This window comes from Streptomyces sp. NPDC041122 (assembly GCF_055592445.1).
This window is the reverse complement of the sequence record NZ_JBVIYQ010000001.1, coordinates 201,030-218,193: the sequence shown is the minus strand read 5'-3', so window position 1 is coordinate 218,193 and position 17,164 is coordinate 201,030. Positions and strand designations below refer to the sequence as shown.

Sequence of the window (17,164 nt, the reverse complement as noted above, 5' to 3'; positions counted from 1 at the left end):
GCGTCAGCCGCGCCGGCGCCGGGCCTGCCAGAGGGCGGCGCCGCCCAGCAGGGCGACGGCGACGACCCCGGCGATCAGGCCGAACGAGGGCCCGCCGGCGTCGCCGTCCCGCTCGGAGGGCGCGTCGGCCGACTCCTTCTTGCCCGTGCCGTCCCCGGCGACCTGTTCCCCGCAGCCCGCCCTCGGGTAGCCGTCGATGGCGCAGAGCAGCGCCTTGCTGTCGTAGCGCAGCGGCTTCGCGACCGAGGCGAGCGCCTCCGCGCTGGTGGCGTCCGCGCCGACCTGGGCGCAGGCGGTACGCGGCTTCGGCGGCGTCTCGCCGTCGGGGGCGTCACCGGCCGTGCCGAAGTCGACGACCAGGGCGACGCGCTTGCGCCCGTCCTTCGCCGGGGTCTTCGCGCAGATGTCTTCGAAGACGGCGGCCCCGCGCGGCTTCGCGGCGTCCTTGGAGTCCTCGGAGACCGCGAAGCGGAAGCCCTGCACGGCGCCGTCCTCGGGCCGCGCGGTGCCGGGGCCCTGACTCGCGTACGTCCACCGGCCGCCGTCCCGCTCCCAGAACGACCAGTAGCGGTAGCCGGCGGCCTGGGCGGGCGCGACGGCGAGGACGCCGAGGAGCGCGGCGAGGACGGTCCCGAGCGTCAGGGCGCGGGCGCGCCGCCCGGCCCGCGCCGGGCGGCCGTGCCGCTCGCGGCCTCGCGTCACGGCTGCTTCTTCTTGCGGTTGCCGCTGTACAGGAAGCCGATGCCGATGCCGGCGACCATGCCGACGCCGATGATCCACCAGACGCTGACGCCGCCGTCGTCGTCCTTCTTGTCCTCCTCGGCCGACGCGGTGGCGGAGTCCGACGCGTCCTGCGGGGCGGGGCCCTGCGCGTTGAGCTGCTGCACGAGGTCGGCGCCGCCGAAGTCGCGGGCGTCCATGCCGGTCGCGTGCGCGGCGAAGACCAGCTGGGCGTAGGCGGCGGGGCCCGTCTCCTTCGCCCAGTCCGCGGAGTTCTTCGTCAGCCACTCGGCGGACTTCTCGGCCTGCTCCTTCTGCCCGGCGGCGGCGAGGGCGATCACGGCGTCCGCGGTGTTGCCGACGTCCGGCTGGTCGGTGGCGCCCGGCAGCGAGGAGATCAGGTGGCCGTCGGTCTTGCCGAGGGTCTTCAGGAGGTATCCGGTGCCGTTGCTCGCGGCCTGCGCGGCGGTGTCGGGCTCCGCGCACTTCGGGGCGCCGGAGACGTTCTTCTTGGCGGGCGTCACGACCAGGCCCCGGCCGAGGCTGCCGAGCACGCCGGCCGCGGTGGCGTCGGCGTTCGGCGCGAGCTTGCCGGACTTCATGTCCGCGAGGCCGAAGGCGCCGCCGTCCTTGCCGCAGTCCATCGCGAGCTCGGACAGCGCGTCGTAGGGCGACTTGCGGTCCCGGGACTTGGCGGAGGTGGGGTTCTCGCCGGCCGCGACGAGCGCGCCGACGACGATGCCGGTGGAGTTCGCGTCGGAGGGCAGCCCCGGGTTGTAGCCCCAGCCGCCGTCCTTGTTCTGCACCGACTTCAGCCACTGGACGCTCTTCTTCACCGTCGTGTCCTGGCCGCCGAGGGCGGCGAGGGCCTGCACGGCGGCGGCGGTGGAGTTACTGTCGACGGCGGTCTTGGAGTTGCACGGCTCGGTGGCGTCCGCGCGGAACGGCGCGAAGCCGCCGCTCGCGCACTGCTGCCCGGTCAGCCAGTCGACGGCCTTGGCGGCGGGCCGCACGCCCTCGGTGTGCTGGGCGAGCAGGGCGTACGACTGGCGGAAGACGCCGTCGAACTTGGGGTCCTTCTTGCCGTAGAGGCCCGAGGGGAGCGCGGTCGAGGGCTTCGGGGAGGGGGCCGCGACGGCGGCCGGTGCGGCGGCCGAGCCCAGCACGGCGACGGCGGCCAGGACCGCGGCGCTGCGACGAACGTTCATGATGGGGCGGGTTGCCTCTCCCTGCGGGGAGCGGGGCGCACGGCACCGTGCGGGCACGGCCTCCGGGCGGCTCCGGCTCCGTATACCTCGACGGTGCCGCTCACCGGGGTCCGGTGACGCGAGCCGGTCACGTTCCGCGCCGGGCATTCCGGCTCACCGAATCTGACGCTCGGCATACGGCTGCGGGTCAGCGCCGGATTCGCACCGGCTTCCCCCTGCGCGGACGTGAGGACGACTCCTTCACTCTACCGGCCGGTCCGTGTGCCCTTCGGGTCACACCGCCACGAACGTGAGCGGATCGCTCCCGGCCACGGCCTCCGCGCGCCCCAGCTTCACCAGGCGCCGGACGTGCGCCTCCGCCTCCGACACGGCGATGTTGCGCGAGCCGTAGGGGATCTCCCCCCAGGGGCGGTTCCACTCCATGCGCTCGGCGAGCTGCCAGGGGGTGAGGGGCTCGGCGAGCAGGGTGAGCAGGCCCGTCAGGCGCTCCTCGTGGTGGTCGAGGAGTTCGCGGACCCGGCCGGGGGCGTCGGTGAACGCGCGCTGGTGGGCGGGGAGCACCTCGGCGGGGGCGAGGCGCCCGACGCGTTCCAGGGAGTCGAGGTAGTCGCCGAGGGGGTCGGTCACCAGGTGGTCGTCGGGGTCCTCGTACAGGCCGATGTGCGGGGTGATGCCGGGCAGCAGATGGTCGCCGGAGAAGAGGCGGCCGTGGCCCGCGAGGCCCGCCGGGTGGTCCTCCTCCAGGTGCAGGCAGACGTGGCCCGGGGTGTGGCCGGGGGTCCACACCGCCCGAAGGCGCCGGCCCGGCAGGGCGAGGAGTTCGCCGGGTGTGATGTCCCGGTCGGGCAGCGCGGGATCGAGTCCGGGCAGCCTGCGGGGCCTGCCCTCCTCGCGGGCGCGGAGCAGCGGGGCGACGTGGTCGGCGGGGGCGCCGGCGGCGGTGAGCTTGGCCGCCATGTAGCCGTACCAGCGCTCGGGCGGGTTGGCGCGGGTGCGGCGCACGACGGAGGCGTCCGCCTCGTGCATCGCGATCCACGCGCCGGACGCCTCGCGGACCGCTCCGGAGAGCCCGTGGTGGTCGGGGTGGTGGTGGGTGATGACGACGCCGTGCACGTCGGCGACGCCCGTCCCGCAGGCGGCGAGCCCGGCGGTGAGGGCGTCCCAGGAGGTCGGGTCGTCCCAGCCGGTGTCGATGAGGACCGGGCCCGCGTCGGTGTCCAGGAGGTGGACCAGGGTGAAGCCGAGGGGGTTGTCGGGGATCGGGACCTTGATGCTCCGGACGCCGCCGCCGTGCTCGATCACCGGCGGGCCGCTCGCCTGCGTGCCGCTCACCTGCGTCATGGGCGCCTCGTCTCTGTCGCTGGTGCCGCCACTATAACTAGAACTGGTTTCAATGGTCGCCCAAGTCGACGGACTCGATGGCGAGTTGGCCCTTCCGTTCGCGGACTCCTCCAACTAGAACTGGTATCAGTTCTGAAACGGTGTCAGGAAGCGCTCCGCAGGAGGCAGTCAGCCATGACCGAGCTCGTGGAACACGGACAGCTTTTCATCGGCGGGGAGTTGGTGGACCCGCTCGGCAAGGGCGTCATCGACGTCGTCTCCCCGCACACCGAAGAGGTCTTCGCCCGCGTGCCGCACGCGGCCCCCGCCGACGTCGACCGCGCCGTCGCCGCCGCCCGGGCCGCCTTCGAGCACGGGCCCTGGCCCCGGATGACCCTGGACGAGCGCATCGAGGTCGTCACGAAGATCAAGGACGGGTTCGCGCTGCGCCACGAGGAGATCGCCCGCGTCATCAGCTCCGAGAACGGCACCCCCTACACCTCCAGCGTGATGGTGCAGGCCCTCGCCGCGATGATGGTGTGGGACGCGGCGATCACCGTCGCCCGCGACTTCACCTACGAGGAGGCGCGCGACGGAGTGCTCGGCCGCCTCCTCGTGCGGCGCGAACCGGTGGGCGTCGTCGCGGCCGTCGTGCCGTGGAACGTCCCGCAGTTCACCGCCGCCGCCAAACTCGCGCCCGCGCTGCTCGCCGGCTGCCCGGTGATCCTCAAGACCTCGCCGGAGGCGCCGCTCGACGCGTACATCCTCGCCGAGCTCGCCACCGAGGCCGGGCTTCCGGAGGGGGTGCTGTCGATCATCAGCGCCGACCGCGAGGTCAGCGAGTACCTCGTCGGGCACCCGGACGTCGACAAGGTCTCCTTCACCGGATCCGTCGCCGCCGGCAAGCGCGTCATGGAGGTCGCGGCCCGCAACCTGACGCGCGTGACGCTGGAGCTCGGCGGCAAGTCGGCCGCCGTCGTGCTGCCGGACGCCGACGCGGCGAGCGCCGTCGCGGGCATCGTGCCGTTCGCCTGGATGGTCAACGGCCAGGCCTGCGTGGCCCAGACCCGCATCCTGGTGCCCCGCACCCGCTACGACGAGTTCGCCGAGGCCTTCGCCGCCGCCGCGTCCGCGCTCAAGGTCGGCGACCCGCTCGACCCCGCCACCGAACTCGGCCCGCTCGTCGCCGAGCGCCAGCGGCAGCGCTCCCTCGACTACATCCGCATCGGCCAGGAGGAGGGCGCCAAGATCCTTGCGGGCGGCGGCCGTCCGGCCGGCATCGACCGCGGCTGGTACGTCGAGCCGACCCTCTTCGGCGACGTCGACAACTCCATGCGGATCGCCCGCGAGGAGATCTTCGGCCCCGTCATCTGCCTGCTGCCGTACGGCGACGAGAGCGAGGCGGTGAAGATCGCCAACGACTCCGAGTACGGGCTCAGCGGCAGCGTCTGGACGGCCGACGTGGAGCGCGGCATCGACATCGCACGGCAGGTCCGCACCGGCACGTACTCCGTGAACACCTTCAGCCTCGACATGCTCGGCCCCTTCGGCGGCTACAAGAACTCCGGACTCGGCCGGGAGTTCGGGCCCGAGGGATACGGCGAGTACTTCGAGCACAAGATGATCCACCTCCCGGCCGGCTACGAGGGGACGGGTGCCTGATGGGGGACCGCTGGCACGTCGAGGTCGACCGGTCGGTGTGCATCGGCTCCGGCATGTGCGTGCTCACCGCGCCCGGCCGCTTCGAGCTGGACACCGCCCGTCAGTCGCACCCCGCGGACGCCGAGACCGACGCCAACGAGAAGGTCCTGGAGGCCGCTGAGGGCTGCCCGGTCGAGGCCATCACCATCACGCTCACCGACGGTGGGGAGGTCGTGTTCCCGCCGGAGGAGTAGTCGAGGAGTAGTCACCGTCACGCCGTCAACCAGCCTGCACCCGCGCCCCGCTCATCCGATGGGGGCGCGGGTGTCGCCATTTGTCCTACCCGTCGATACCCTGATTCTCTCGAACATGAGCGAACGTGACTTTACGCATGCGTTCCGCACGGTGATGCGATGACACTCGTGACTGTTCCGCCCTCCTGCGCCCTGGAAATCTCTCTGCCACGGCCGAGCAGAGAGGGGACACCATGGACAAGCGGTACGAGGTCTACTGTCTCGCCGACAGACACTTCTACGAGACCCCGGACCGACTGTCGTCCACGGGCACCGCGAGCGCCCCGGAATTCTCCGCGGCCCGCCGCCCCGTCCCCGCCGGCTGGCGTGCCGGCCGCATGGGTGACTGGCTCTCCGTCGTCCCGGTCGACGACAGCGGAGCCTCGCTCCCCGCCCCCCAGCAGGGCTGGAAGATCCACGTCTCCGCCACCCTGGAGAACGCGGACCGCGTCGCCGGGATCGTCTGGGACTACTGCGTGCCCCGCAAGGTCCCCTTCAAGTTCGTGCCGGCCAAGCACCTGCTGCACCTGCGCAACAGCAAGTACGCCGGGCGCGACCACAGCGGCAAGGCCGTCACCGTCTACCCGGCCGACGAGAAGCAACTCCAGGAGATAGTCACCGAGTTGGGTGAGCTCCTCGACGGCTTCGAGGGCCCGTACATCCTCACCGACCTGCGCTGGCGGCAGGGCCCGCTCTACGTCAGATACGGCGCGTTCACCCGCCGCATGGTCGACAACGGCAGGGGCACCCTGGTCCCCGCCATCGAGAACGGCGCGGGCGAGCTCGTCCCCGACCCGCGCGACCCGGCCTTCAAGGTCCCCGAGTGGCTGACGCTGCCCGCCTTCCTCGAACCGGCGCTCGAGGCCCGCAACACCTCGACCGTCGCCGACCTGCCGTACCGCATCGAGAAGGCCCTGCACTTCTCCAACGGCGGCGGCGTCTACGCCGGCACCGACACCCGCGACGGCAGCAAGGTCGTCCTCAAGGAAGGCCGTCCGTACGCGGGACTCGCCGCCGACGGCGCCGACGCCGTGGCCCGGCTGGAGCGCGAGAAGGACGCCCTGGAGAAGCTCTCCGGACTCGGCGTGGCCCCCGAGGTGCGCGACTGGTTCCTCCTGGACGGCCACCGCTTCCTCGTCATGGACTTCCTGGAGGGTTCCACCCTCAACTCCTTCTTCGCCCACCGCCACCCGCTGTGTACCAGCGAACCGGACCCGGCCGAGATATCCGAGTACACGGCCTGGGCGCTGCGCATGCACCGCGCCGTCGAGGAGGCCGTCGCCGCCGTGCACCGGCGGGGCGTCGTCTTCAACGACCTGCACCTCTTCAACATCATGGTCACCCCCGACGAACGGGGCGTCCGGCTCCTCGACTTCGAGGCGGCGACGGCCGTGGGCGACGCCGGACGACAGGTCGTCGCGCACCCCGGTTTCCTCGCCCCGCCCGACCGCACCGGCACGGACGTCGACACGTACGCCCTGGCCTGTCTGCGCCTCGCCCTCTTCCTGCCGATCACCACGCTGCTCTCCATCGACCGCGGCAAGGCGGCCCACTTCGCCGAGGTGATCGCGGCCGAATTCCCCGACGTACCGCCGGAGTTCCTCGCCGAGGCGGTGGCCGAGATCGAGCACGGCGGACAGCGCCGGGCAGCGGGTCACGAACGGGCGCCGGTCCGCGCGGCGGGAGACGCGGAGGCCCAGGAGGGGGGCATTCCGGAGGGGGGCCGGACCGGCGCCACCGGTCAGCCGGCCAGGGCCGCCGCACCGCTGGTCGACCCCGCCGACTGGCCCCTCAGCCGCGACTCGATGGTCGAGGCCATCCTCGCCTCGGCCACCCCCGACCGCGACGACCGGCTCTTCCCCGGCGACGTCGCCCAGTTCGCCGAGGGCGGCGGGCTCGGCATCGCGCACGGCGCGGCCGGCGTCCTGCTGGCCCTCGACGAGAGCGGCGCCGAACGGTACGAGGAAGGCGAGCGCTGGCTCCTGAAGCACACCGCGCCCGCCCCCACCGGCACCCCGCTCGGACTGCACGACGGCCTCGCCGGCATCGCCCACGTCCTCGACCGGCTCGGCCACCGCACCCGCGCGCTCGACCTCATGGACCTCGTCCTCAGGGAGAAGTGGCAGCGCCTCCCCTCCGACCTGTACGGCGGCCTCGCGGGCCTCGGCCTCGCCCTCGACTCGCTCGCGCACAGCACCGGCGAGACGGCTCTGGCCCGGCACGCGGAACAGGCGGCGGAACTCCTCGCCGCGCGGCTCACCGAACAGGACGCGGAGCCCGCCCCCAAGGCCGGGCGGCGCCGGGCCGGACTGCTGCGCGGCGCCACCGGATCCGCACTGCTCTTCCTGCGCCTGTACGAGCGGAACGGCGACCCCGCCCTCCTCGACCTGGCGGCCCGCGCCCTGCGCGCCGACCTCGCCCAGTGCGTGACCCACGAGAAGGACGGCAGCCTCTCGGTGAACGAGGGCTGGCGCACCATGCCCTACCTCGGCGCCGGCAGCGTCGGCATCGGGATGGTCCTCGACGACTACCTGACCCACCGGGACGACCCCGGGTTCGAGGCGGCACGGCCCGGCATCCTGGCCGCCGCGCGCTCCCGCTTCTGCGTACAGCCCGGACTCTTCCAGGGGCGGGCCGGACTGCTGCTGCACGTCAGCCGCAGCACCACGCCGGGCATCACCCCCGACGACATCGCCGCGCAGGTCGAGGAACTCGGCTGGTTCGCGATGTCGTACGCGGGCCGGCTCGCCTTCCCCGGCGAGCAGATGCTGCGCCTCTCGATGGACCTGCACACCGGAACGGCCGGCTGCCTCCTCGCCCTCGCCGGGGCGCTCGGGGACGGCACCGCGCACATCCCCTTCCTGCCGCCCCTGCGGCAGCCACAGACCCGGTCCCGTGACATCGCGGGGTCGTGACACCACACCACGGGGGGCATCAACTCCCCTTAGAGAGAGGGAATCTCATGGCACTTCTCGACCTGCAGGGCATGGAATCCGACGAGATGACCGGTGGCGGCGGCGGCGGTGGCGGCAGCCAGGCGAGCCTGCTCCTGTGCTGGAGCCAGGCCAGCGTGGTCCTCTGCCTCTGATGCCTGACCGCTTCTGAGCGGAACGACATGACGGCCCGGGCGGCACCCCGTAAGGGGCCCGCCCGGGTCCACCGCTGCCACCCGTGAGACACGAGGGGCCCGCGAGGCGTACGCGCCCGACACGACGCACGCACCCGACGAGGCCCACGCACCCGACGAGGCGACGGAGACCCGCACCGCATGGCGACGACGACCATCCGCCCGCGCCGACCCGCCGCCGACACCCGCCTGCTGGGTACGGCGACCCGGTACAGCGCCGCCCGCTGCACGGCCCTCGCGCTGTGCGCCGTCGCGGGCTCGGGCGCGGCCCTGTTCCTGCCGTTCGCCATCGGCCACGCCCTGGACACCCTCCTCACCGGCCACCTGAGCGGACGGGACACCGACGCCACCCGCTGGATCCTGGTGTGCGCCGCGCTGATCACCGCGAGCGCCCTGCTGGACGCCGTCGACGGCGTCCTCACCGGCACCACCAACGCCCGCACCACCGCCTGGCTGCGCGGCCGCGTCGTACGCCATGTGCTCGCCGTCGGACCGCGCACCACCGCGCGCTTCGCCCCCGGCGACCTGGTGGCCCGACTCATCGACAACGCGGCCCACGCGGGCATCGCGCCCGCCACCTTCGCCGCCCTGCTCGCCGCGCTGGTCACACCCGTCGGCGCGGTGGTCGCGCTCGCCCTCATCGACGGCTGGCTCGCCGTCGTCTTCGTGCTCGGCGCGCCCGTCCTCTTCCTGCTCCTCCGTACCTTCGTGCGCGTCTCCTCCGACTGCGTCGCCCGCTACCAGCGCGTCCAGGGGGACATCGCGGGCCGCCTCGGCGAGGCGATCGGCGGCGCGCGGACCATCGCGGCCGCCCGCACCGAGGACAAGGAAGCGGCGCGCGTACTGGGGCCGTTGCCCGAGCTCAGCCACCAGGGCCACCGGATGTGGCGGGTCCAGGGCCGCTCCCAGGCCCAGGCCGTCGCCGTCGCCCCGCTCCTGCAGATCGCGGTCGCCGCGGTCGCGGGACACCTGGTGCTCCACCACCGCATCAGCGTCGGCGACCTGCTCGCCGCGTCCCGGTACGCGGTGCTCGCCACCGGCATCGGCATGCTCGTCGGACAGCTGAGCGGCCTGGTCCGGGCGCGGGCTGCCGCGGGGCGCCTCGCGGAGGTGCTCGCGGAACCCGAGACCCGGTACGGGACCGAGCAACTGCCGCCTGAGGGCGGCCTGTTGGAACTGCGCGCCATCAGGGTGAGCCGCGGCGGGCGCGCCGTGCTCGACGGCCTCGACCTGACCGTGCCCGCGGGCACCACCGTCGCCGTCGTGGGCCGCTCGGGCGCCGGCAAGTCGCTGCTCGCCTCCCTCGCGGGACGGCTCGCCGACCCCGACGAGGGCGACGTGCGCCTCGACGGCGTGCCGCTGGCCTCGCTCACCCGCGAGGAGCTGCGCCGCGAGGTGGGCTACGCCTTCGAGCGGCCCGCCCTGCTCGGCGAGACCCTGGAGGGCACGATCGGCTTCGGTGCCCCGCGTCCGACCCCCGCCCGGGTCCGCGAGGCCGCCCGCGCCGCCCGCGCCGACACCTTCGTCACCCGCCTCCCCGACGGCTACGCCACCCCCTGCGACGACGCCCCGCTCTCCGGTGGGGAGGCCCAACGCCTCGGCCTGGCCCGCGCGTTCGCGCGCGGCGGGCGGCTGCTGATCCTCGACGACGCGATGTCGAGCCTCGACACGGTGACCGAACACCACATCGCCGAGGCGCTGCTCCGCCACACCCCGCACCGCAGCCGCCTCGTCATCGCCCACCGCGCGGCGACCGCGGCCCGCGCGGACGCGGTGGCCTGGCTGCACGAGGGCCGGATCCGGGCGGTGGGCACCCACGCGGAACTGTGGCGACTGCCCGAGTACCGGGAGGTGTTCGCCGCGTGAAGTCCTCGCCGTCCGGCAAGCGGGCGCCCGCGCCGTCCGGGGCGGGCGGTGCGCCGCGCGGCCCGTACCGCCGGGGCGTGCGGTTCCTCCGGCGCCGCTGGCCGGTCGTGGTGCGGCTCGCGATCTGGTCCGTCCTGGAGACCGGACAGACCTTCCTCACCGGGTACGCCCTCGCCCGCGCCCTGGACGACGGATTCCTCGACGGGCGCGAGGCGGTCGGCCTCGGCTGGCTGGGCGCGGCCGCCCTCGGCGTGCTCGTCGCCGCGTACGGCACCGGGCAGGTGTACCGCGCCGTCGCCGACCTGGTGGAGCCGTTGCGGGACAGCCTGGTGCGACAGGTCGTCGGGCGGGGGCTGCGCGAGGCGGACGGCGCCGCCGTCTCCCGGCTGACCCAGCAGGTGGAGATCGCCAGGGACACCTTCGCGGGCCTGGTGATGGTCTCCCGGTCCTTCGTCTTCACGGTGGCGGGCGCGCTCGTCGGACTGTTCTCGCTGGACCCGCGCCTGCTCCTGGTGGTGGGGCCGCCGCTGCTCGCCGGCATCGGCCTGTTCGTGGCGACACTGCGCCCGCTGGCCCGGCGGCAGGAGGAGTTCCTGGTCGCGGACGAGCGTCTCGCCGGCCAACTGGGGCTCGTCTGCCCGGGGTTGCGGGACGTCGCGGCGGCGGGCGCGGAGCAGGACGTGGCCGATGACCTGGGGCGGGGCGTCGAGCGCGAGTACGCCACGGCGGGCGCCCTCGCCCGCTGGGGCGTCCTGCGCACGGCCGCCCTCGCCGTCGGCGGCCAGCTCCCGCTCGTGCTGCTGCTCGCCGCCGGCCCCTGGCTCCTGGACCGGGGTGTCTCCCCGGGCGCCCTGGTCGGCGCCCTCGCCTATGTCACCCAGGCCCTGCTGCCCGCCCTGCACAACCTGGTGCACGGCCTGGGCGCGAGCGGCTCCCGACTGGCCATCGTCCTGCGCCGCCTGACCTGGGACGGCCCGGCCCCCGAGCCCGCTCCCGTCCCCACTCCGAAGGCCACTCCCGAGCCGGTCCCCGCACCCGGGGGGAGTGGCGGCGTGGACGCCGGGGCCCCCGCCCTGCACCTGTCGGGCCTCACCTTCGCCTACGGCCCGCACGCCGAGCCCGTCCTGCGGAATCTGGGGCTCACCCTCGGCCACGGCGAACACCTCGCCGTCGTCGGCCCGAGCGGCATCGGAAAGTCGACGTTGGCCGGAATCATCGCAGGACTCCTCGTGCCGGACGCGGGGGACGTGCGCGTCGCCGGGCTGCCCGTGCGGGGCGCGGCGGCCGTGGAGCGGCGCGTCCTCATTCCTCAGGAGGCGTACGTCTTCACTGGGACGCTCCGCGACAACCTCAGCTATCTGCGGACGGCTCCGGTGCAGGACGGCGAGCTGTTCGCCGCCGCCGAAGCGGTCGGCCTCGCCCCGCTCATGGCACGGCTCGGCGGCCTCGACGCCCCGCTCGTACCCGATGAACTCTCGGCCGGTGAACGGCAGTTGATCGCGCTGACCCGCGCCTGGCTGTCGGCCGCGCCGCTGGCCCTGCTCGACGAGGCGACCTGTCATCTCGACCCGGTCGCCGAGGAGCGCGCCGAGCGGGCCTTCGCGGCCCGCCCGGGCGGCACTCTGGTGGTGGTGGCCCACCGCATCAGTTCGGCCCGCCGTGCCGACCGCGTCCTGGTGATGGACGGAGCGCACGCCCTGTGCGGGCGGCACGACGAGCTGTTGGAGCGTTCGCCTCTCTATCGGGACCTCAACGGCGCGGGCGAGTGGGGGGAGGAGGGCGCCGCCTCACACCCACCCCTCGCCCTGCGAGATCCGTATCGCGTCGATCCTGTTCCGCGCCCCGGTCTTCCGGGTGATCGCGGCCATGTAGTTGCGCACCGTTCCGTTGGACAGATGGAGGCTGTTGGCGATCTCGGCGACCGACGCACCCCCGGCGGCGAGTGACAGCACACTCAACTCCCGTCGGGTGAGCGGCATCTGCGCCGCCTTGAGAAAGCCGAACCCCAGCGACTCGTCGACGAACCGACGACCCGCCGCCACCTGTCGTATCCCCGCGAGCAGCCGTTCCGGCGGGCTCGCCTTGTTCACATATCCGAGTGCGTCCGCCTCCGCCGCCCGCCGCAACTGCCCCGGTCGGTTCGCGGTGGTGAGCACCAGCACCCGGCATCCCCTCCCCAGTGCCGAGGGCCCCGTCAGCTCGCCGAGCGGGGCTTGCGTGTAGGTCGCCTCGTCGTCGAGGTCGACCACACATAAGTCCGGCCGCACGCTGCGTTGACGGCCGCGCGCGTGAGACCACGGCGCGTGGAACACCTCCAGATCCGGCTCACGGGCGAGTTGTTCCGCCAGGGCCATTCGCAGTAAACAGGCGTCGTGCACGAGAAGGACCCGGATCACGCTCTGCCCCTCCAGCTCCCCGCTCCGGTTGCTCCGTTCAAGCACGCAGAACATTCATAGCGGTGAGTACCCCCGTCGTGACGCTGAGAACTGGCCAAGGGGGGGTTCGGGGGCGCATTTGCCATACGACTGTGCGCCCCCCGTGCCCCGGACGGGAGAGCGAGGTGATTACGTCCGCGGATCCACCGTGAGGTCGATGAGCCGGCACACCGTCTCGATGTCGATCTTCACCTGGGCGATCGAGGCGCGCCCCGAGAGCCAGGTGATCAGGGCGGAGTGCCAGGTGTGCTCGATGACCCGCACCGCGGAGAGCTGCTGCGCGGTCGGCGTATCGGTGAGGCCCATCGCGTCCAGGATGATCGCCGTCGTCAGCCGCGAGACCGTGTCGACCTCCGGGCTCACCGAACGGTCCGCGAAGGTCAGCGCCCGCACCATCGCGTCGGCCAGGTGCGGTTCGCGCTGCAGCGCGCGAAAGGCCCGCATCAGCGTCTCGGAGACCCGCTCGGCCGGCGTCTCACCGGCCGGCGGCCGTTTCCGGATGGTCGTGTGCATGTGCTGCAGCTGGTCCTGCATGGTGGCGACCAGCAGATGGACCTTGGAGGGGAAGTAGCGGTAAAGGGTGCCGAGGGCGACGCCGGCGGCCTCGGCGACCTCCCGCATCTGCACGGCGTCGAAGCCGCCCCTGCTGGCCAGTTGGGCGCTGGCGTGCAGAATGCGACGGCGGCGTGCCTCCTGGCGCTCGGTCAGGGCTGGCGCCGCCGGGTTCGCCGCCTTGGCTTCCGCTGTCATGTCGTTGCCCCTTTGGAAAACGCCTCCCGAGATCGCACAGCATGGCAGGGAGCCCGTCGTGGCGCGAATCACCTGATCCGGGCCTTACACCTCGCCTACCTGCCGGTAGATTCAAAGCTCGTTCAGCGATCATTCAGCGATCAAGTCTGAAACTTGTTCTAGATTACCGTCCCGGCGTAACCTCGCGGAGAACCGCAGGAAGAAGGGGGCCGAGAGTGACCGCTGAGGCCATGGAGGCAGGCCCCCGAAAGGGCTCTGGCGGGGATGGCGGGCGCCCGCTGCGCATCGCCCTCCTCACATACAAGGGGAACCCGTTCTGCGGGGGACAGGGCGTCTACGTACGCCATCTCTCGCGCGAACTCGCCCGGCTCGGCCACAGCGTCGAGGTGATCGGCGCCCAGCCCTACCCCGTCCTCGACGAGGGGCCCGGCCTCGAAGGACTGCGCCTCACCGAGCTGCCGAGCCTGGACCTCTACCGCTCGCCCGATCCCTTCCGCACCCCCGCACGGGACGAGTACCGCGACTGGGTCGACGCCCTCGAAGTGGCGACGATGTGGACCGGCGGCTTCCCCGAACCCGTCACCTTCAGCCTGCGCGCCCGGCGCCATCTGCGCGCCCGGCGCGGCGAGTTCGACGTCGTGCACGACAACCAGACCCTCGGCTACGGCCTGCTCGGCGACCTCGGCGCGCCCCTGGTCACCACGATCCACCACCCCATCACCGTCGACCGGCGCCTTGAGCTGGCCGCCGCGCCCGACCTCAGGCGTCGCCTCTCCGTCCGCCGCTGGTACGCCTTCACCCGCATGCAGAAGCGCGTGGCCCGGCGCCTGCCGTCCGTCCTCACCGTCTCCGGCAGCTCGCGCCAGGAGATCGTCGACCACCTCGGCGTCCGCGACGACCGCATCAGCGTCGTCCACATCGGCGCCGACACCGACCTCTTCTCGCCCGACCCCTCGGTCCCCGAGGTGCCGGGCCGGATCGTGACGACGTCCAGCGCCGACGTCCCGCTCAAGGGCCTGGTCTTCCTCATCGAGGCACTCGCCAAGACGCGCACCGAGAACCCCGCCGCCCACCTCGTCGTCGTCGGCAAGCGCGCCGAGGACGGCCCGGTCGCGCAGGCCATCGAGCGGCACGGCCTCGCGGACGCCGTCGAGTTCGTCAAGGGCATCACCGACGCCGAACTCGTCGACCTGGTCCGCTCCGCGCAGGTCGCCTGCGTCCCTTCGCTGTACGAGGGGTTCTCGCTGCCCGCCGCCGAGGCGATGGCCACCGGCACGCCGCTCCTGGCCACCACCGGCGGGGCGATCCCGGAGGTCGCGGGCCCGGACGGCGAGACCTGCCTCGCGGTGCCGCCCGGCGACGCGGGGGCGCTCGCGCACGGCCTGAACCGGCTCCTCGGCGACGCGGCGCTGCGGGCCAGGCTCGGCGCGGCCGGGCGCGCCCGGGTGCTCGAACGGTTCACCTGGGCCCGCGCCGCCCAGGGCACCGCGGAGCTCTACCGTGCGGCGATCGACCGCTCCGCCGGACGCGGCGCCGACCGCGGCGGCGCCCTTCCGTCGGCCGCGGCCACGGCCGCCCCCGAAGTTGCAGGACCTCACCACGAAAGCAGGGCCACGTGCTGACCGTCGACTTCACCCGCTTCCCGCTCGCCGCCGGCGATCGCGTGCTCGACCTGGGCTGCGGCGCGGGCCGGCACGCCTTCGAGTGCTACCGGCGCGGCGCCCAGGTGGTGGCCCTCGACCAGAACGCCGAGGAGATCCGCGAGGTCGCCAAGTGGTTCGCCGCGATGAAGGAGGCGGGCGAGGCGCCGGCGGGCGCGACGGCCACCGCGATGGAGGGCGACGCGCTCAACCTGCCCTTCCCCGACGCCTCGTTCGACGTCGTGATCATCTCCGAGGTCATGGAGCACATCCCCGACGACAAGGGCGTCCTCGCGGAGATGGTGCGCGTCCTGAAGCCCGGCGGCCGCATCGCCGTGACCGTCCCGCGCTACGGCCCCGAGAAGGTCTGCTGGGCCCTCTCCGACGCCTACCACGAGGTCGAGGGCGGCCACATCCGCATCTACAAGGCGGACGAGCTGCTCGGGCGGATGAGGGAGGCCGGGCTCAAGCCGTACGGCACCCACCACGCGCACGCGCTGCACTCCCCGTACTGGTGGCTCAAGTGCGCGTTCGGCGTCGACAACGACAAGGCCCTGCCGGTCCGCGCGTACCACAAGCTGCTGGTCTGGGACATCATGAAGAAGCCCCTCGCGACGCGCGTGGCCGAGCAGCTGCTCAACCCGGTCGTCGGCAAGAGCTTCGTCGCCTACGCCACCAAGCCGCACCTCCCGAAGGCCTCGGCCGGCGCGGTCGCGGACGCGGCGGCGGGCGCCAAGTGACGAGCCCCGAGCGAACCGAACACCTCGTCCTGCCCGGCGTCCTGACGGCCGATCAGGCCATGGCGACGGTGCGCGGCATCCTCGCCGTGCAGCGCGAGGACGGCGCCATCCCGTGGTTCCGCGGCCACCACCTGGACCCGTGGGACCACACCGAGGCGGCCATGGCGCTGGACGCGGCCGGCGAGCACGCCGCCGCGGAGCGCGCCTACGACTGGCTCGCGCGCCACCAGAACCCGGACGGCTCCTGGTACGCGGCCTACGCCGACGGCGACCCCGACGACGTCACCGACCGCGGCCGTGAGACCAACTTCTGCGCCTACCTCGCCGTCGGCGTCTGGCACCACTACCTCTCCACCGGCGACGAGGCGTTCCTGGACCGCATGTGGCCCGCCGTGGTCGCCGCCGTCGAGTTCGTCCTCGCGCTGCAGCAGCCCGGCGGGCAGATCGGCTGGAAGCGGGAGCCGGACGGCACGCCGGTGACCGACGCGCTCCTGACCGGCTCCTCCTCCATCCACCAGGCGCTGCGCTGCGCGCTCGCCGTCGCCGAGCAGCGCGACGAGCCGCAGCCCGACTGGGAGCTGGCGGCCGGCGCCCTCGGACACGCGATCCGCCGCCACCCCGAGCGCTTCCTGGACAAGGACCGCTACTCGATGGACTGGTACTACCCGGTCCTGGGCGGCGCGCTGACCGGCGCGGCGGCCAAGGCCCGCATCGAGGAGGGCTGGGACCGCTTCGTGGTGCCGGGGCTCGGTGTGCGGTGCGTGGTGCCCAATCCGTGGGTCACCGGCGGCGAGAGCGCCGAACTCGCCCTGGCCCTGTGGATCCTCGGCGAGTCCGACCGCGCCCTGGAGATCCTCCAGTCCATCCAGCACCTGCGCGACCCCGAGTCCGGCCTGTACTGGACGGGTTACGTGTTCGACGACAAGGCGGTCTGGCCGGAGGAGCTCACCACCTGGACGGCGGGTTCACTGCTCCTCGCGGTGGCGGCGCTCGGCGGCGACGAGGCGACCTGCGCCGTCTTCTCCGGCGACCGCCTGCCGCGCGGCCTGGACCCGGACTGCTGCGCCGCCGTTCAGTAGCGGCGCAGGCGGCCCGCCAGGGCGTGGCCGATCAGGAGGTAGACGACGGCGGCGAGGCCGTAGCCGGCGACGACCCGGGCCCAGTCCTCGTCGAAGGTGAACAGGTCGTGGGACCAGCCGGCCAGCCAGCGGGCCACGTCGTGGACGAGCTGGACGAGGTCGTTGGCGCGGTTGGCGTCAAGGAGATACATCAGGATCCACAGGCCGAGTATGGCGGCCATGATGTCGGCGACGAGCGCTATGACCCGCCCCGCGGTGCTGCCGTGGGAGTGCCGTGTGGGAGACATAAGGACCGTATACCGGGGAGTTCCCCGTTGAAACCCGTACGGGCCCGCTCCGCTGGCG

At 73.3% G+C, this 17,164-nt stretch carries 14 protein-coding genes, 1 pseudogene and 1 riboswitch; of the genes and pseudogenes, 9 read left to right on the top strand and 6 right to left on the bottom strand.

Annotation, left to right across the window (positions count from 1 at the left end; genetic code table 11):
- Nucleotides 1-3 precede the first annotated feature (3 nt).
- From ACZ6B8_RS00940 to ACZ6B8_RS00930, 3 genes are all read right to left on the bottom strand, one after another.
- Entirely contained in the window at nucleotides 4-702 is a 699-nt protein-coding gene (locus ACZ6B8_RS00940; protein ID WP_471074713.1) for an SCO2322 family protein, read from the bottom strand.
- Nucleotides 699-1,928, bottom strand: a complete 1,230-nt coding sequence (locus tag ACZ6B8_RS00935; RefSeq protein WP_471605876.1) for a prenyltransferase/squalene oxidase repeat-containing protein — start codon at nucleotides 1,926-1,928, stop codon at nucleotides 699-701. Before ACZ6B8_RS00935 ends, ACZ6B8_RS00940 begins: the two co-directional genes overlap by 4 nt.
- A 122-nt stretch (nucleotides 1,929-2,050) precedes the next feature.
- Nucleotides 2,051-2,171: riboswitch (cobalamin riboswitch) on the bottom strand.
- 30 nt (nucleotides 2,172-2,201) lie between these two features.
- Nucleotides 2,202-3,269 (bottom strand): MBL fold metallo-hydrolase, encoded by a 1,068-nt coding sequence (locus tag ACZ6B8_RS00930; RefSeq protein WP_471605875.1) that lies wholly within the window; start codon nucleotides 3,267-3,269, stop codon nucleotides 2,202-2,204.
- A 174-nt stretch (nucleotides 3,270-3,443) separates the two neighbouring features.
- Here ACZ6B8_RS00930 and ACZ6B8_RS00925 point away from each other — a divergent pair, with 174 nt between their 5' ends.
- The 6 genes from ACZ6B8_RS00925 (at nucleotide 3,444) to ACZ6B8_RS00900 (ending at nucleotide 12,121) form a co-directional block, all read left to right on the top strand.
- Nucleotides 3,444-4,910: an aldehyde dehydrogenase gene (locus tag ACZ6B8_RS00925; protein ID WP_471074721.1), complete on the top strand. Its 1,467-nt coding sequence runs from the start codon at nucleotides 3,444-3,446 to the stop codon at nucleotides 4,908-4,910.
- A complete protein-coding gene (locus ACZ6B8_RS00920; protein ID WP_471074725.1) occupies nucleotides 4,910-5,143 on the top strand; it encodes a ferredoxin in 234 nt (77 codons plus the stop codon). The genes ACZ6B8_RS00925 and ACZ6B8_RS00920 overlap by 1 nt, the downstream gene beginning before the upstream one ends.
- Nucleotides 5,144-5,376: 233 nt before the next feature.
- Nucleotides 5,377-8,097, top strand: coding sequence for a class III lanthionine synthetase LanKC (lanKC, locus tag ACZ6B8_RS00915; RefSeq protein ID WP_471605874.1), 2,721 nt, complete (start codon nucleotides 5,377-5,379; stop codon nucleotides 8,095-8,097).
- A gap of 47 nt (nucleotides 8,098-8,144) precedes the next feature.
- Nucleotides 8,145-8,270 (top strand): SapB/AmfS family lanthipeptide, encoded by a 126-nt coding sequence (locus tag ACZ6B8_RS00910; RefSeq protein WP_471074731.1) that lies wholly within the window; start codon nucleotides 8,145-8,147, stop codon nucleotides 8,268-8,270.
- Between the two features lie 180 nt (nucleotides 8,271-8,450).
- A complete protein-coding gene (locus ACZ6B8_RS00905) occupies nucleotides 8,451-10,175 on the top strand; it encodes an ABC transporter ATP-binding protein (protein ID WP_471605873.1) in 1,725 nt (574 codons plus the stop codon).
- Complete coding sequence (locus ACZ6B8_RS00900) at nucleotides 10,172-12,121, top strand: ATP-binding cassette domain-containing protein (protein ID WP_471605872.1); 1,950 nt, start codon at nucleotides 10,172-10,174, stop codon at nucleotides 12,119-12,121. Before ACZ6B8_RS00905 ends, ACZ6B8_RS00900 begins: the two co-directional genes overlap by 4 nt.
- On the opposite strand, the pseudogene ACZ6B8_RS00895 reads toward ACZ6B8_RS00900, so the two are convergent.
- Together ACZ6B8_RS00895 and ACZ6B8_RS00890 are read right to left on the bottom strand one after the other, a co-directional pair.
- Nucleotides 12,047-12,529: pseudogene (locus tag ACZ6B8_RS00895) on the bottom strand (LuxR C-terminal-related transcriptional regulator); the annotation flags it as partial. The gene ACZ6B8_RS00900 and the pseudogene ACZ6B8_RS00895 sit on opposite strands and share 75 nt — an antisense overlap.
- 210 nt (nucleotides 12,530-12,739) lie before the next feature.
- Nucleotides 12,740-13,360: a TetR family transcriptional regulator gene (locus ACZ6B8_RS00890; protein ID WP_471074740.1), complete on the bottom strand. Its 621-nt coding sequence runs from the start codon at nucleotides 13,358-13,360 to the stop codon at nucleotides 12,740-12,742.
- Nucleotides 13,361-13,575: 215 nt separating this feature from the next.
- Between ACZ6B8_RS00890 and ACZ6B8_RS00885 the strand changes: the two genes are divergently transcribed.
- From ACZ6B8_RS00885 to ACZ6B8_RS00875, 3 genes are read left to right on the top strand one after another with little or no spacing between them, the layout of a single operon-like run.
- A complete protein-coding gene (locus ACZ6B8_RS00885) occupies nucleotides 13,576-14,982 on the top strand; it encodes a glycosyltransferase family 4 protein (RefSeq protein WP_471605871.1) in 1,407 nt (468 codons plus the stop codon).
- The gene (locus tag ACZ6B8_RS00880) at nucleotides 14,976-15,740 is read left to right on the top strand and encodes a class I SAM-dependent methyltransferase (RefSeq protein WP_471074746.1); all 765 of its coding nucleotides are present in this window, start codon (nucleotides 14,976-14,978) and stop codon (nucleotides 15,738-15,740) included. Before ACZ6B8_RS00885 ends, ACZ6B8_RS00880 begins: the two co-directional genes overlap by 7 nt.
- Nucleotides 15,737-16,819 carry a prenyltransferase/squalene oxidase repeat-containing protein gene (locus ACZ6B8_RS00875; RefSeq protein ID WP_471605870.1) on the top strand — a complete coding sequence of 361 codons (1,083 nt, stop codon included), beginning with the start codon at nucleotides 15,737-15,739 and terminating at the stop codon, nucleotides 16,817-16,819. The genes ACZ6B8_RS00880 and ACZ6B8_RS00875 overlap by 4 nt, the downstream gene beginning before the upstream one ends.
- Here the strand turns inward: ACZ6B8_RS00875 and ACZ6B8_RS00870 are convergent.
- On the bottom strand, nucleotides 16,813-17,106 hold the full coding sequence (locus ACZ6B8_RS00870; RefSeq protein WP_471074752.1) for a hypothetical protein: 294 nt from the start codon (nucleotides 17,104-17,106) through the stop codon (nucleotides 16,813-16,815). The two genes, ACZ6B8_RS00875 and ACZ6B8_RS00870, sit on opposite strands and share 7 nt — an antisense overlap.
- Nucleotides 17,107-17,164 lie beyond the last annotated feature (58 nt).

Excerpts from the sequence above, each read along its gene's own strand:
- ACZ6B8_RS00935 (WP_471605876.1), bottom strand. The coding sequence starts at position 1,928 with ATGAACGTTCGTCGCAGCGCCGCGGTCCTGGCCGCCGTCGCCGTGCTG.
- ACZ6B8_RS00905 (WP_471605873.1), top strand. The coding sequence starts at position 8,451 with ATGGCGACGACGACCATCCGCCCGCGCCGACCCGCCGCCGACACCCGC.
- ACZ6B8_RS00925 (WP_471074721.1), top strand. The coding sequence starts at position 3,444 with ATGACCGAGCTCGTGGAACACGGACAGCTTTTCATCGGCGGGGAGTTG.
- ACZ6B8_RS00910 (WP_471074731.1), top strand. The coding sequence starts at position 8,145 with ATGGCACTTCTCGACCTGCAGGGCATGGAATCCGACGAGATGACCGGT.
- ACZ6B8_RS00920 (WP_471074725.1), top strand. The coding sequence starts at position 4,910 with ATGGGGGACCGCTGGCACGTCGAGGTCGACCGGTCGGTGTGCATCGGC.
- ACZ6B8_RS00930 (WP_471605875.1), bottom strand. The coding sequence starts at position 3,269 with ATGACGCAGGTGAGCGGCACGCAGGCGAGCGGCCCGCCGGTGATCGAG.
- lanKC (WP_471605874.1), top strand. The coding sequence starts at position 5,377 with ATGGACAAGCGGTACGAGGTCTACTGTCTCGCCGACAGACACTTCTAC.
- ACZ6B8_RS00870 (WP_471074752.1), bottom strand. The coding sequence starts at position 17,106 with ATGTCTCCCACACGGCACTCCCACGGCAGCACCGCGGGGCGGGTCATA.
- ACZ6B8_RS00890 (WP_471074740.1), bottom strand. The coding sequence starts at position 13,360 with ATGACAGCGGAAGCCAAGGCGGCGAACCCGGCGGCGCCAGCCCTGACC.